Here is a 15,690-nt window from a genome sequence, read left to right as displayed (position 1 = left end):
GTGTCCTGCCGCCGGAACTTCGCGACACGGCCCTCACGGACCTCGCCTACGCCATCGGCGGCACGGCCCTCACCGGCGCCGACGCCCCAACCCTCGACGAGGCGAACCGCTCGAGCACCGGTGAGGTCACCTGGCGGTTCCCCGACGCGGCCGTGCTCGGCCCCGGGGAGGTCCTCACCCTTTCGTTCTCGGCCACGGTGGACGCCGACGTCGGCCCCGACGTCTCCTTCACCAACGCCGCCCGGGTGGACCACTTCTACTCCCTCCCCTCGGCCGACGACCCCGCCGACGCCGTGCGAAAGGACTACGGCACGGTCGGGCCGGTCACGGCGGAACCCCTCACCACCCAGACGGTCACGGACATCGCCGTGCTCGGGCCCGAAACCGCCTCGGTGGGCGAAACGTTCCGGTACACGATCCTCGTGCCCGCCACCCCGGTGAACGTGACCCTCTACGACGTGGAGGTCGCCGACGAGGTTCCGGCAAACGTGGTCGTGACGGCGGTGGACGTGGGCGGGGACCTGGTGGGCGACCCCGCCGGCGCCCCGTTCCACGAGGGCAACCGCGTCCGGGTGACCCTGCCGGCCGTCGCCCCGGAGGGACAGGCCCGGGTCGAGGTGGAGGTCCGGGTGCGGGACGTGCCGGGGAACGCGGACGGCGTCGTGTTCGCCAACGGGGCGCGGGCGAGCGTGCGGGACCGGTCCGGCGGGACGGTCGTCGCCACGCTCACCGCCCCGGACCACGAGGTGCGCGTGGTGGAGCCCGACCTCGTGCTCGCGAAGACCGGACCCGAGACCGTGGACCTCCTCACGCCGGCGGAATACGTGCTTGAGATCACGAACCGGGGCACCGGACCGGGCCGGCCCACGGAACTGCGGGACGTGCTCCCCGAGGGCATGCGCCGGAGCGAGCCCGGGGTGGCGGCCGTGGAGCGGATCCCCGCCTCGGGCGACCCGGCACCCCTGGCGCCCGGGGACTACCGGGCCGAGTACGACCCGGACACCGGAACCCTGACGCTTCGGATCCCGGACGGGGCGGCCGAACTCTCCCCGGGCGAGGGCCTCCGGGTCCGGTACCTCGCCCGCCTGGACCCCGGGAGCGCCGACGGCCTGTCCCTCACCAACACCGCGCGCATCGCGGCCTACGCGAGCGGGGTGCCCGGCGGCCCGGACGTGCGCGCGTACCGGCCGGACCCGGCGGCCGGCACGCCCGATCCCGGCGACGACCACCGGGCCGACCACACCGCGACCTCCCGGGCCCCGGTGGTGCGGGCGACCCTGGAGGTGGACGCGGCCGAGGCCTCCCCCGGAACGGCCCTCCGGTACACGGCCCGGCTTCGAAACGACGGCCCGGTGCCCGCCACCGCGGCAACCTTTGCCTGTGCCCTGCCCGGGGAGTTCGAGCCCGGGTCGGTCGCGGAACTCGCGGCCACGGCCGGCGAGACCCAGGCGCCGGGGGACGGCCTCGAGGTCCAGGTCACCGGGATCGAGATCCCGGCCGGCGGAGAGGTGACGGTGTCGTGGACCGCCCGGCTCGTGCCCGCCCTTCCGTCCGGCACCGTGGTGCGGGTGCAGGGAACCCTCGAGGTGGCCGGGTTCGAGGAGCCGTTCCTGACCGACTCGGCCGCGGCGGCCGACGACGACGGCGAGGAGACGGGGAACGACCCGGCCGACCCGGCGGACGACGACCCCACCCTGACCCGGATCCACTCGTCCCCCCGGCTGGTGCTCGAACTCACCGCGGATACCGGCGGCCGGGCGGTGCTGCCCGGGGACACCCTGACCTACACCTTCACCCTGACGAACACCGGCGACGAGCACGCCCGGAACGTGCGCCTGCGGTCGCCGGTGCCGGCCGGCACCACCTACGTGCCCGGCAGCACCGTGCTCTCGGGCGCCCCGGTCGCGGCCGGGCGGGCCGCCGCGGACACCGCGGTGCCGGTGCCCGACGCGGCCGGCGGGTTCCCGCTGGCCGACGGGATCCCGGTCCAGGCCCCGGGCCGCCCCGAGGGCCGGGTGGAGCGGGGTGACGTGGTACGGGTGTCGTTCCGGGTCGTCCTGGACCCCGACCTGGCCAACGGGGCCGTGCTCTCGGCCCAGGGCGAGGTCCAGGGCGAGGGCGAGGGGTCCGGGCCGGCGCGGCCCGTGCCCAGCGACGACCCCGAGACCTCGGTCGATCCCGACCCCACCCAGGTGGTGGTGGGCGACGCCCCGGCCCTCGGGGCGGTCATGACCTGGGAGGCCCCCGAGGGGGTCCCCGTCTCCCCCGGCGATCCCGTGGAGTACACCGTGGTGGTCCGCAACGGGGGAGCCGCGGCGGCCCGTAACGTCCGGTTCACGAATCCCCTGCCGGCGGCCCTCGAGTACGAGGCCGGAAGCCTCACCCTCGACCCCGACGGCGGCGGGGAGGCGGTCGCCCAACCCCTCGCCGACCCGGGGGCCGGGGAGGCCCTCGCGGCGGCCCTGGGGGACCTGGACCCCGGCCAGGAGGCCGTGATCCGGTTCCGGACCCGGGTCGCCCCGGACCTTCCCGCCGGAACGGTGATCGCCGTCCAGGGGGCCGTGTCGGCCGACGGCCTGGCCGAGGTGGCCACCGATGCCGACCCCGACCCGGAGAACGGCCGGCAGCCGGCCCGCCTGGCCGTGGGGGACGTGGCCGCCCTGGTGGCCTCGGCCCGGGCGGTGGACCTGAACGGCGGCCGCGTGGAACCCGGCGACACCCTGGAGTTCATCCTCGAGGTCGCCAACGTGGGGGCCCGGCCGGCCGAGGCGGTTTCGGCGGTGCAGCCCACCGCCCCGGCCGGGGCGGAGTACGTGCCGGGGACCACGACCCTGAACGGCGCCGTCCAGCCCGACCCCGGGCCCAGCCATTCCGCCCTGGACGAGGGCCTGGACCTCGGCGACCTCGGGGCCGGGGAAACCGTCGCGGTGCGGTTCCGGGCCCGGGTCACCGCGGCCCCGGGGGATGCCATCGAAACCCAGGCCACCCTCTATCGCGACGGGGCCCCGGCGGCCCTGAGCGACTCGGCCCTGGACGACGGGGTCGAGGCCGGAAACGACCCGGCCGACCCCAACGACGACGACCCGGTGCGGGTGCAGGTGGGCGCCCGGCCATCCCTGGCCGCGCTCGCCGGCGAGGCCTGGCGCGACCTCGACCACGACGGGGCCCGGGACGCCGGCGAACCCGCGGCCGAGGGCTGGGCGGTGGAACTCCTCCAGGGCGAGACCCTGGTGGCCACGGCCACCACCGGGCCCGACGGCGCCTACGCGATCGGCGGAATCCCGCCGGGTTCCGGGTACGAGGTGCGGTTCCGGCACCCCGTCACCGGCGTGGTGTACGGCGGGGCCCGGTCGGCCTCTCCCGAGGCCGACACCCGGGAGGGCACGATCCGGGGCCTGACCCTCCGGCCCGGCGTGACGACCCCGGGGCAGAACCTGGCCCTGGACCCCTCCGGGATCGTGTACGACTCGGTGGAGCGCGTGGCCGTGGAGGGCGCGGTGGTCCGGCTCGAGGGCCCGGCCGGGTTCGACCCGGCCCGCCACCTCCTCCCGGGCCAGCAGGACCAGCGCACCGGCCCGGACGGGGCGTACCGGTTCGACCTCGTGGGGGACTTCCCCGCGGGCGAGTACCGGCTCCAGGTCACCCCGCCCGGGGAGTACGTGCAGCTCTGGCCTTCGGGCATGGTGCCGCCCCGGGCCGAACCCCTCGACCCCACGGGCGGCCCGGACCCCTACCAGGTTTCCGAGGCCGAGGCGCCGCCGCCCCCGGGAGAGGACGGCCGGTACCACCCCGTACTGGCCCTCGCCCTGGGCGACCCCCCGGTGGTGAACCACCACCTTCCCGTGGACCCGTTCGTGGACGGGGCCCTGGTGGTGCGAAAGACCACCCCCGTGGCCGAGGCGAGCCGGGGCGACCTGGTGCCCTACACGATCACGGTGCGAAACACCCTGCCCACCCACCTGTCGCACATCGACCTGGTGGACCTGCTGCCCCCCGGCTTCAAGTACGTGGGCGGATCGGGCCGGGCCGACGGGAACCGGGCCGAGCCGGTGCGCGAGGGCCGGCAGGTGATCTGGAAGGACCTCAGCTTCGGGCCCGAGGAGGAGCGGGAGTTCCGGCTGGTGGCCGTGGTGGGCGCCGGCGTGGGCGAGGGCAAATACGTCAACCAGGCGTGGGCACGGCACGGGCCCGCCAACCGGGTGCTCTCGAACGTGAGCGAGGCCACGGTTAGGGTGGTGCCCGACCCCACGTTCGACTGCGCCGAGGTGATCGGTCGGGTGTTCGACGACCGCAACGCCAACGGCTACCCCGACGACGGCGAACCGGGACTTCCGGGGGTCCGGCTGGCCACGGCCCGGGGGCTCGTGGTGGAAACGGACCCCTTCGGCCGGTTCCACCTGGCCTGCGTGGCGGTGCCCGACGAGCGGGCCGGCTCCAACTTCGTGCTCAAGGTGGACGAAACCTCCCTGCCCCTGGGCTACCGGCCCACCTCCGAGAACCCCCGGGTGGTCCGCCTCACCCGCGGCAAGGCGGTCAAGGTGAACTTCGGGGCCGCGATCCACCGGATCGTGCGGCTCGAGGTGGCCGAGGCGGGCTTCGAGCCCGGCACCGACCGGCCCGGGCCGGAGTGGCAGGTCGCCCTGGCCGAGACCCTCGAGGCGCTTCGCCAGGGGCCGGCGGAGTTGCTGGTGGCCTACCTGGCCCGGGACGACGAGGCGCCGGAACTCGTGCGGGCCCGGCTCGGGGCCGTGGCCGAGCGGGTGGGCCGGGCGTGGCAGGAACGCGGGGAGCCCTACCCCCTCGTGATCCACCGGGAAACCGCGAAGGTCCGGCCGCTGGAGCCCGGGCGGCCGCTTCGGCCGTTCGCCCTGAGCGCCGACGGTGACCCCGACCGGCCCCGCATCGCCTACCCGGTGTGGGACCAGAGGGAGTGCGAACTCGCCCTGGCCCGCCACGACATCCAGATGCGCTACGATCCCCTGCGGGCGGAAAAGCGGCTCAACGTCACCGCCTGGCCCTCCCCGGCCCGCCCGGGCGAACCGGTGCGGTTCGCCGCCTACTGGAACTACGGCGCCTGGGTGCGGGGGGCCGAGGTGCGGATCTTCCGGGACGGCGATTCCCCGCGGGCCGAGCCCCTGGCGGTGGCGCCCGTGGGGGCCGACGGCCTGGCCACCTGGGTGCCCCCCGCCGGGGCCGGCCCCCGGGTGCGCTACGTGCTGCGGGTGCGGGACGGGGCCGGTCAGTTCGACGAGACCGAACCCCAGGAACTCCAACTCTCCGCGGCCGCGGGGGCGGCCGATCCGGGGGAGGCCGGGCTTTTCCGGGGCTACGGGGAAAACCGGATCGCGGTGGACACGATCCCCGTCGAGGGCGGCACGGTGACGGTGAACGGCCGCGGCCTCGCGCCCGACCGGATCGTCCGGTTCATGGGCCGGCCCGTGCCCACCGACCCCAACGGGGACTTCGTCCACGAGGAGATCGTGCCGGCCGGGCCCCACGAGATCCGCCTGCGGCTCCCCGGGCCCGACGGCGGCGAGGCCGAGTACCGCCGGACCCTCTACATTCCCCAAAACGGCTGGTTCCTCGTGGGGATCGCCGACCTCACGGTGGGCCAGAGCCGGGGCACCGGCCCCATCGAACTCGTGACCGCCGACGACGACGCCGAGCGCAAGATCACCGACCCCACCGGCCGGGTGGCGTTCTACCTCAAGGGCAAGATCCGGGGCGACGTGCTCCTCACGGCCAGCCTCGACACCGGGGAGGGCAAGCTGGAGGACCTCTTGTCGAACCTGGACGACCGGGATCCGCGCCAGCTCCTTCGCCGCCTGGACCCGGACCGGTACTACCCGGTGTACGGGGACGACAGCACCACCACCGAGGACGCCCCCACCCAGGGCCGGCTTTACGTGCGGCTGGAGCAGGGGGAGTCCCACGTGCTGTGGGGGAACTTCCACGCCACCCAGACCGAGACCGAACTGGCCCAGGTCGAGCGGAGCCTCTACGGGGCCAAGCTCCACTGGGTGTCGGACGCCACCACCTCGTTCGGCGAGCGCCGGATCACGGTGGACGGGTTCGCGGCCGATCCCGGCACCCTTTACGCCCGGGACGAGTTTCGGGGCACGGGCGGGTCGCTGTACTACCTGCGGCACCAGAACATCACGGTGGGCTCCGAGAAGGTGCGGGTGGAGGTGCGCGACCGGGACACCGGGCAGGTGCTCCACCTGACCCGGCTCGCGCCCGACCAGGACTACGAGATCGACCCGATCCAGGGCCGCATCGTGCTGACCGAGCCCCTGCCCTCCACCGCCCCCGACGGGTTCGCGGTGCGCGACCGGGACCTCGCCGGGAACCCGGTGTACCTGGTGGTGGCCTACGAGTACCCGCCCACCGGCGTGGACACAGACGAACTGGCCACCGGCGGCCGGGTGTCGGCCTGGGTCACCGAGCGGCTCCGGGTGGGGGTGAGCGGGAGCCGGCAGGACACGACCGGCGAAATCCGCGACCTGGTGGGCGCCGACGTCACCCTGCGCCACTCCGCCGGCACCTACGTGAAGGCCGAGGTGAGCCGGAGCCGCGGCCCCGGGGGCGACGAGAGCGGCTCGCCCGACGGCGGGTTCACCTTCGGGGGCGGCGCCGTCGCGGCCCCGGGCGACACCGAGGCCTCGGCCGGTCGGGTCGAGGTGGCCCTGGACTTCGCCGACGTGGATCCCGAGGGGCCCGCCGGGAAGGCCACGGCCTACTGGGAACTCCGGGAGGCCGGGTTCGCGGCGCCGGGCCGGCAGACCGCCCGCGACACCACCGAGTGGGGCGTGGCGGCGAATATCTCCCTCTCGGAGACCTCGGGCCTGCGGGCCGAGCACGACGCCCGGGAGGAGGCCGGCGGGGAGTCGAGCTGGGTGACCCGCGCCGACCTTACCCAGCGGATCGCCGAGCGGTGGCTGGCCACGGTGGGCCTGGGCCGGGACGAGCGCCGGGGCGGCACGGGCCAGGCCGACACCCGGGGGGTGCGCTCGGACCTCGCCGGCCAGCTCGAGTACGCCCACCCGGCCGGGTGGGCCCTGTACGGGTTCGCCCAGACCACGGTGGAGCGCACGGGCGACCGGCTCGACAACGACCGCCAGGGGGTGGGCGGCCGGGCCCGGATCGGCGAACGGCTCACGCTCTCGGCCGAGGCCTCCAGCGGCGACGGCGGGTTCGGGGGCACGGCCCAGGCCGACTACGCCGTGACCGACCGGACGCAGCTCTACCTGAGCTACCAACTCACCACCGACCGGACCGACGGGGGCTCGGGGGCGCGGCAGGGGAACCTCACCACCGGCGGCCGGACCCGGTTCACGGACACGACGAGCCTCTACGCCGAGGAACGGCTCACCCACGGGGACGCCCGGGCGGGCCTCACCCACGCCTTCGGGGTGGACTTCGCCCCGGACGAGGCCTGGGCCTTCGGGTTCGGCGCCGAGGTGGGCACGCTGGAGGAGCGAAACGCCGGGCGGCTCGACCGCAGGGCGGCCACGGTGAGCGCCGGCTACCGCCGGGAGGGGGTCAAGGCCTCGTCGTCCCTCGAGGCCCGCCGGGACGAGTCGGACGCCGAGACCCGCACCACCTGGCTCATGCGAAACGGGCTCACCTACCGGCTGGACGACGACTGGCGGCTGCTCACCAAGTACAGCTTCTCGGTGAGCCGGAGCAGCCGCGGCGAGTTCTACGACGGCGACTTCCGGGAACTCGTGGTGGGGTTCGCGTACCGGCCGGTGCGCCACGACCGCCTGAACGCCCTGGTCAAATACACCTTCTTCGAGGACCTCCCCTCCCCCGGCCAACTGGCCGTGGAGAACAGCCCGGCCGCGTTCTCCCAGCGAAGCCACGTGTTCTCGGCCGACGCCACCTACGACCTGGTGCGGTGGCTTTCGGTGGGGGGCAAGTACGGGCTGCGGCTCGGGGAGATCCGGCCCGAACGGGACCGGGGCGAGTGGTTCTCGAGCACGGCCCACCTGGCCGTGCTGCGGACCGACCTCCACCTGGTGCGGCGGTGGGACGTTCTGGTGGAGGGCCGATGGCTCCACGTCGAGGAGGCCCGGGACACGCGCCGGGGCGCCCTGGCGGCGCTCTACCGCCACGTGGGCCGGAACCTCAAGTTCGGGGTGGGGTACAACTTCACCGACTTCTCGGACGACCTGACCGACCTCTCCTACGACGACCGGGGGTGGTTCGTGAACCTGGTCGGCAAGTTCTAGCCCGTCCTCCCGGGGTGGCGCGCCGGGCCGGGGTGCGGGTAACATCCCGGACCCATCCGCGGCGGAGAAAGGCTGTGGAAGCCCTTTCCGGCCCCTGCGGGGCACCGCGGATCTTGGAGGTACCGGCCGGGCGAGATCCGGCGGGGGAACAGCGCCCCGCCGCGGCCCGGGCCGGAAGGGCACGAGTCGAACCGTCGCGGCTCGGGAGCCGCGCCCACAGGCTGGCACGGGCGATGACGCCGGAATGAGGGGTTTCGGCCGCCTCGCCGCCACGCAGCCCAGCCGCCCAGCGGAAGATGCCATGGAACACCGGTTTCCCCTGGAGGCCCGGATCGAGGTGCGCTGGCGCGACATCGATCCCCTGGGCCACGTGAACAACGCGGTCTATTTCACCTACTTCGAGATCGCCCGGGCCCGGTTCTACGAGGAGGTCCTGGGCGCCCGGGGCATCGAGGACATCGACTTCCTGGTGGCGTCGATCCGGTGCGACTACCTCTCGCCGGTGGTGTACGGCGAGGCGGTCACCGTGGGGATCCGGGTGGAGTGGGTCGGCCGCACGAGCTGGGCCTTCGCCTACGAGGCCCGGACCGGCGACGGCCGGGTGGTGGCCCGGGCCGAGAGCGTGCAGGTGCGGTTCGACCACGCGGCCGGCCGGCCCAAGCCGTTGGACGCCGACTGGCTCGCCCGGGTCGCCAAGGCCCAGGGCGCGATGCCCCCGCCGAAGCCGGATCCGTGCGGACGTTAGGACGTGCGGACGGGAGGACGGGAAACCGTGCGGACGCTAGGACGTGCGGACGGCTGAACTGCCGTGGGTCGCAGATCGCAGGTCGTAGGTCGCAGGTCGTAACAGCCGGACGACCAACGACAAACGACCTGCGACCAACGGAGGTTCACTCGACGAACGCCAGTCCCCCGATTCCCGGCCGTCGGGCGTCCTACCGTCCTACCGTCCTACCGTCCTACCGTCCTACCGTCCTACCGTCCTACCGTCCTACCGTCCCAACGTCCTACCGTCCCACCGTCCACCGGCGGAAACCGCATGGCCGCCATGAACCGGTCGCGGAACGCGGGGAGTCCGGCGAGCCCGAGGTGCTCGAGGGAGCGCACGGCCCGGCGCAGCCGCCCCCGGGCCCCGGCGTCGCGGAGGAAGGCCTCGCAGCCCCCCTGGCTCGTGTTGCCGGCGAACTCCACCCGGTCCGCCAGGCCCGGGGGCAAAAGCCCGATGCGCTCCAGGCCCCCGGGCCAGAGGTGAAGGCCGAACCCGCCGGCCAGCACCACCCGCCCGAGGTCCTCCGGCCCCAGGCCGGCCGCGTCCAGCAGGCAGTCCACCGCGGCCCGGATGGCCCCCTTGGCGAGCTGCACCTGCCGCACGTCGGCCTGGGTCAGGAACACCCCGTCGGCCAGATGCACCGCGGGCTTGCCCTCGTACTCCCCCAGGCGATCCCGCAGGGCGGCCGGCCCGGCATACTCCCCCGGCCGGAGCACCCGGCCCCTCGCGTCGATCACCCCCCGGTCCAGGAGCACCGCCACGGCGTCCAAGAGACCGCTCCCGCAGATCCCCCGGGCCGGTCCCCCCCCGATCACCTCCACGGTCAGGTCCCGGCCGTCCCAGCCCACCCGCTCGATGGCGCCCGCGGCGGCCCGCATGCCGAACCGGATGCCCATGCCCTCGAAGGCCGGCCCGGCCGCGGCCGAGGTCACGAGCCGGCGCACCCCCGTCGTCAGGGCCACCTCGCCGTTCGTGCCCACGTCCAGGAAGAGTTCCGGCCGCCGGGCCCGGAAGAACCCGGTGACCCAAAGGCCCACGGTCACGTCGCTTCCCACGAAGGCGTGGGCCACCGGGGGCAGGTAGAGCCGGGCGGCCGGGTTGGCCCCGAGGCCCCAGGGCCGAAGCGACCGGGCCGTCCCGGTGCGCAGCCGGTGGCGAAACGGCGCGTGGCCCAGGGGGGACGGGTCCTCGCCCACGGCCAGGTGGAGCATGGTGGTGTTGCCCCCCACGACCATCTCCAGGATCTCCTCGGGCTCCACCCCGGCCTCGCGGCAGCAGCCCGCCACGAGGTCCCGCACGGCCGAGCGCACCGCGTCCCGAAGGGCCCGCAGGCCCTCCGGCCGGCTCCCCACGAGGATCCGGCTCACCACGTCGTGGCCGAACCGGGTCTGGGGGTTCCTCCCGCTCCCCACGGCCAGCCGCTCCCCGGAGGGCAGGTCGAGGAGCGACACGACGAGCGTGGTCGTACCGAGATCGAGGGCCACCCCCCGGGGCCGCCACGCCACCTCCCACCGGGGGAGCGGCCGGGGCCGACCCCGGCCGAACCGAACGGCCCACCCGTCTGCGGCCCGGAACACCCGGACCGCGGGCCGCACGGGGGCGCCGCCCCCTCCCGCCGCGGCCACGACCCGGAGATCCGACTCCGGAGGGCGGGCCGGCTCGATGCGCCAGCCGTCTTCCGGCGCGAGCCGGCAGGCCAGGCGGACGCCGTCGGCCGCCTCGGCCGCCGAGAGCTTCTCGTGGGGGGTGGCCGGCACCCCGCCCGCGGCCCGGACCCGCACCCGGCACTTCCCGCACACCCCCTTTCCCCCGCAGGGCGCCTCCAGGTCGATCCCGGCCCGGCGAAGCGCGTCCAACAGCCTCTCGCCCCGGCGAAACGCGATCCGGCGTTCGCCGGGGGTCCAAACAAACTCGGGCATGGGGTGCTCCTTGCAAGCAAGTTCTCGCTGGGAGGCTGGGAGGCTGGGACGCTAGGACGCCAAAATCCTTTGTGATTCCAGCGGCAACGGCTCTCCCAACCCGTGGGAGCGGCTGCCGTATCGGGGGCCAGAATTCAGAGGTCAGAGGTCAGGCCCCCCTGTCCTCTGTCATCTGTCCACCGACCCCCGCCACGGAATCGGCTTGCAGGTTTCGGGCCCTGGGGGAGTTCCGCGGCCCAAAGGCCGCAGCCCGGCAAATGCCAAAAATTTTGCCGCAAACCCTTTTTCCCTTTTCCTCCCGTGCCGCCAAACATTTTGCGTCTTTGAACAGGGGCCGGCCCGACCTCCGAACCGGGCCTGTAGCATTTTTCCAAGTCGTATCCATGGGTTGCCGAACAAAGCCTCCTTTTCCCGGATCGGGGGCACGGCCCTTGCTCACCCTGCGGCCGAACATCCATCCCCCCATCCCCTTAGGAGGTTTGTCATGCCCGAGTCTCGAACCCCCTCCACCAAGCCGTACGACCCGGTCACCTTCTGGGTGTCGGCCGCCGTCACCGTGGCCTTCGTGTTGTGGGCCGTGGTGGCGCCCACATCGTTTTCCAACACGATCAACGCGGTGTTCTCCTGGACGACCACCCAGTGGGGCTGGCTCTACCTGCTCACGGCCTTTCTCCTGGTGGTGGCCTCGTTCCTGCTTCTCGTCACCGACTTCGGGAGCATGCGCCTCGGCAAACCCGACGACCGGCCGGAGTTTTCCAACTTCTCCTGGTTCGCCATGCTCTTCGGCGCGGCCATCGCCGCGGGCATCATCTTCTGGGGCCCGGCCGAGCCGGCCTACCACTACATGACTCCCCCGCCCTATTTCGGCGGCGAACCCAAAACGACCGAGGCCGCCGCCAACGCGATGACCCAGTCGTTCTTCCACTGGGGGCTTTCGGCCTGGGCCATCTATCTCATGCTCACCGTGCCCCTGGCCCACGCCTGCTACACCAAGAACCTGCCGTTCCGGTTCTCCAGCGCCTTCTACTATGTGCTGGGTGACCGGATCTTCGGAACCTGGGGCAAGGTCCTCGACATCTTCGCCGTGTTCGCCACCCTGGGCGGCCTGGCCACCACCACGGGCCTCGTGGCCCTGCAGATGAAGAGCGGCATCCAGTTCGCCTACGGGTTCGACGTGGGCACCGTGGGCACCTACGTGATCATCGGGCTCCTCACCGCCGTGTTCACCCTGGCCGTGTACACCGGCCTCGAGAAGGGCGTGAAACTGCTCGCCGACTGGCGCATGTACGCCACGATCGCCGTGTGGCTCTTCGTGTTCCTGGTGGGCCCGACCCGGTACTTCATGGACCTGTTCACCAACAGCCTCGGCCAGTACCTCCAGAACTTCCTCGGCCTGAGCCTCTACACCGAGCCCGGGGTCGCCGAGAAGTGGACCGGCGCCTGGACCGTGTTTTACTGGGCCTGGTGGATGAGCTGGGCGCCCTTCGTGGCCATGTTCATCGCCCGGATCTCCAAGGGCCGCACCATCCGCCAGACCGTGGCCGCCACCCTGATCCTGCCCACCCTGGCCGACTTCCTGTGGTACGCCGTGATCGGCGGGGCCGGGATCCACTGGGACGTGACCCAGACCATCACCGACCACGGGGTGGAGAGCGCGATTTTCGCCATCGCCCAGCACCTGCCCCTGACCCAGGTGCTCACCGTGGGGCTCGTGGTGCTCGTGGGCGTGTTCGTGTTGACCAGCGCCAACTCCGCGGCCATGGCCCTGGCCATGTTCGTGTCGGGCCACGAGACCCCGAGCCGCAACCTTCGGGCCTTCTGGGGCATCGCCCTCGGGGCCGTGGCGGCCGTGCTGGCCGGAACCGGGAGCCTCAAGGCCATCCAGACGGCCTCCATCGCCACCGCGTTCCCGCTCATGTTCCTGCTGCTCGCCGTGATCTACGGCACGTTCCGCGGGCTCTCCCGCTACCGCCGGGAGATGGCTGCAGAAGCCGCCCTGAAGGACGCCGCCTAGGAGAGTGGATCTCAAGAACGCAGACGCGGCCACTCGGTGGATCCGGGGGCGTTGACGGAGCGCGACGCCCGAGCATCGAGGGCGTCAGCGGAAGGCAAAGTCCCCGGATCCACCCCCGCGAGATAGGGAAGAAAGCCGCGATCGAGGGCAGTGAAACGGCTTCCGGCATTTCCAAGACGAGAGGAGAACCGACCATGTACGACCGCATGCACGAGTTCACGAACGAGGAACTCCAAAAGCTCCACGACGCCTCCATGGAACTGCTGCGCACCACGGGCGTGGCGTTCAACGAGCCCGAGGCTCTGGAGATCTTCAAGAAGCACGGCAAGCAGGTGGACGGCAAGATCGTCCGGCTCACCGAGGACGACGTGCGGGCCGCCCTCGAGACGGCCCCGAGCCGGTTCGTGATCCACGCCCGCAACCCCGCGAACGACGTGGCCGTGGGCGGCGACGACTTCGCCCTGGCCCCCGGCTACGGCGCCCCGTTCGTGGTGACGGCCGACGGCGAGCAGCGCGAGGCCACCCTGGAGGACTACGACCGGTTCTGCAAGCTGGTCCAGACCTCCCCCTACCTCGACATGAACGGGTTCATGATGGTGGAACCCTCGGACGTGCCGAGCGACACGGCCCACCTGGACATGCTCCTGTCGAGCATCCTCCTTTCGGACAAGGCGTTCATGGGCGCCCCGGTGTCCCGCCAGGGCGCCCGGGACACCATCGAGATGGCCGGCCGGATCTGGGGCGGCCCCGAGGCGATCCGCAACAAGCCCGTCACGATCTCGCTCATCAACTCCCTCTCCCCGCTCCAGTTCTCGGAGGAGATGGCCGCAAGCCTCATCGAACTCGCCCGGTACGGCCAGCCCTGCATCGTGGCGGCCCTCATCATGGCGGGGTCCTCCGGGCCGGTGACCCAGGCCGGGGTGCTCGCCCTCCAGAACGCCGAGATCCTGGCCGGCATCACGCTGGCCCAACTCGTGAACCCCGGCACCCCGGTGGTGTACGGCTCCACCTCGTCGGCCATGGACATGCGAAGCGGCGGGCTTTCCATCGGGGCCCCCGAGTACTCCATGTTCGTGTCGGCCGCCGCCCAGATGGCCCGGTTCTACGGGCTCCCGTGCCGGAGCGGCGGCGCGCTCACCGACAGCCACGTGCCCGACGCCCAGGCCGGGATGGAGTCGGCCCTCTCCCTCGTGACCGCGGTTCGCAACGGGGTGAACTTCGTCCTCCACGCCGCCGGGATCCTCGGCTCCTACATCGCCATGAGCTTCGAAAAGTTCCTCCTCGACGAGGAACTGTGCGGCATGGTGAAGAAGCTCGCCTCGCCCGTGGCGGTGACCGACGAGACCATCGACCTGCCCACAATCCAGAAGGTGGGCATCGGCGGCCAGTACCTGACCCAGCCCAAGACGTTCAAGCTGTGCCGCACCGAGTTCTTCCTGCCCAAGCTCGCGAACCGCGCCAACTACGAGGGCTGGAAGCAGGCCGGGGGCCTCGACGCCCGCCAGCGGGCCGCCCAGGCCGTGGAGGACCGGCTCGCCCGGTACCAGAAGCCCGAGATCGATCCCGACGTGGAACGGGACCTGGCCGCCTACGTGCAGACCCGCAAGCGCGGCGGGTAGGGGCCTGCCATGCGCTGGCTCGATGCCAACCTCGACCGCCGGGTGTTCTGGGGCTCGACCCTCCTGGTGCTGCCGTTCCTGGTGGCCGGGGCGGTGGCCCCCGAGGCCACGGGGCAGGCGGCCTCGGCCGTGCTCTCGGCGGTGACCACGAACCTCGGGGGGGTCTACCTGGCCCTGGTGAGCCTGTTCGTGGCGGCCGGGCTCGCCCTGGCGGTCTCGCCCCTCGGGCGGATCCGGCTGGGCCGGGACGGCGAGGCCCCGGAATTCAGCCGCACGAGCTGGTTCGCCATGCTGTTTTCGGCCGGCATGGGGATCGGCCTCGTGTTCTGGTCGATCGCCGAGCCCATGTACCACTTCACCTCGCCCCCCACGGGCGCGGCCGGCACCCCCGAGGCGGCCCGACTCGCCTTCGAGATCTTCTTCTTCCACTGGGGGGTGCACGCCTGGGGCACGTACGTGGTGGTGGGCCTGGCCATCGCCTACTTCCACTTCCGCAAGGGGGAGCCGGCGCTCGTGTCCCGGTGCCTGGTGCCCCTGATCGGCCGCCGGCTGGCCGAGGGATGGCTGGGGGCCGTGGTGGACGTGCTCGCCATCTGGGCCACCGTGATGGGGGTGGTGACCTCCCTGGGGCTCGGGGCCCTGCAGATCACGAGCGGGCTTCACCTGAGCGCGGGGCTCCCCGACGGGGTCGGCACCACGCTGGCGGTGATCGGGGTCATCACGCTTCTCTTCATCGCCTCGGCGGTGAGCGGGGTCGACCGGGGCATCAAGATCCTGTCGAACCTCAACGTGATCCTGATGCTCCTCCTGCTCGGGTTTTTCCTCGCCTACGGCCCCACCCGGGCCATCGCCACCACCTTCGGCCGGGCCCTCGGGGACTACCTGCGGGACCTCGTGCCCCTGTCCACGAGCACGGTGCTCTTCGACAACCCCGGGTGGACCCGGGCCTGGACCGTGTTCTACTGGGCATGGTGGGTCGCCTGGGCCCCGTTCGTTGGGGCGTTCATCGCCCGGATCTCCCGGGGCCGCACCGTGCGGGAGTTCGTGCTCGGGGTCATGGTGGCCCCCGCGCTCTTCTCGTTCGCCTTTGCCGCGGCCCTGGGGGGCACCGCGGTGCACATCGACCTCCACCGGG

General features: G+C 72.9%; 6 protein-coding genes. 5 read left to right on the top strand and 1 reads right to left on the bottom strand.

What is annotated here, in order from left to right; all coding sequences use genetic code 11:
• Both ACYQ8L_RS16415 and ACYQ8L_RS16410 read left to right on the top strand, forming a co-directional pair.
• Positions 1 to 8,234, top strand: an 8,234-nt coding sequence (locus ACYQ8L_RS16415) for an SdrD B-like domain-containing protein (RefSeq protein ID WP_459942892.1), incomplete at its 5' end; no start/stop codon positions are given.
• 301 nt (positions 8,235 to 8,535) lie between these two features.
• A complete protein-coding gene (locus tag ACYQ8L_RS16410; RefSeq protein WP_459942891.1) occupies positions 8,536 to 8,979 on the top strand; it encodes an acyl-CoA thioesterase in 444 nt (147 codons plus the stop codon).
• Between the two features lie 230 nt (positions 8,980 to 9,209).
• Here ACYQ8L_RS16410 and ACYQ8L_RS16405 read toward each other — a convergent pair whose 3' ends face one another.
• Entirely contained in the window at positions 9,210 to 10,922 is a 1,713-nt protein-coding gene (locus ACYQ8L_RS16405) for an ASKHA domain-containing protein (RefSeq protein ID WP_459942890.1), read from the bottom strand.
• 484 nt (positions 10,923 to 11,406) lie between these two features.
• On the opposite strand from ACYQ8L_RS16405, the gene ACYQ8L_RS16400 reads away from it, so the two are divergent.
• The 3 genes from ACYQ8L_RS16400 to ACYQ8L_RS16390 form a co-directional block, all read left to right on the top strand.
• Complete coding sequence (locus ACYQ8L_RS16400) at positions 11,407 to 12,936, top strand: BCCT family transporter (RefSeq protein ID WP_459942889.1); 1,530 nt, start codon at positions 11,407 to 11,409, stop codon at positions 12,934 to 12,936.
• Positions 12,937 to 13,130: 194 nt separating this feature from the next.
• The gene (locus ACYQ8L_RS16395; protein WP_459942888.1) at positions 13,131 to 14,555 is read left to right on the top strand and encodes a trimethylamine methyltransferase family protein; all 1,425 of its coding nucleotides are present in this window, start codon (positions 13,131 to 13,133) and stop codon (positions 14,553 to 14,555) included.
• Between the two features lie 9 nt (positions 14,556 to 14,564).
• On the top strand, positions 14,565 to 15,690 hold a 1,126-nt coding region (locus tag ACYQ8L_RS16390), incomplete at its 3' end, for a BCCT family transporter (protein WP_459942887.1).

This window comes from Deferrisoma palaeochoriense (genome assembly GCF_054656955.1).
This window is presented reverse-complemented; position numbering and strand designations above follow the sequence as displayed.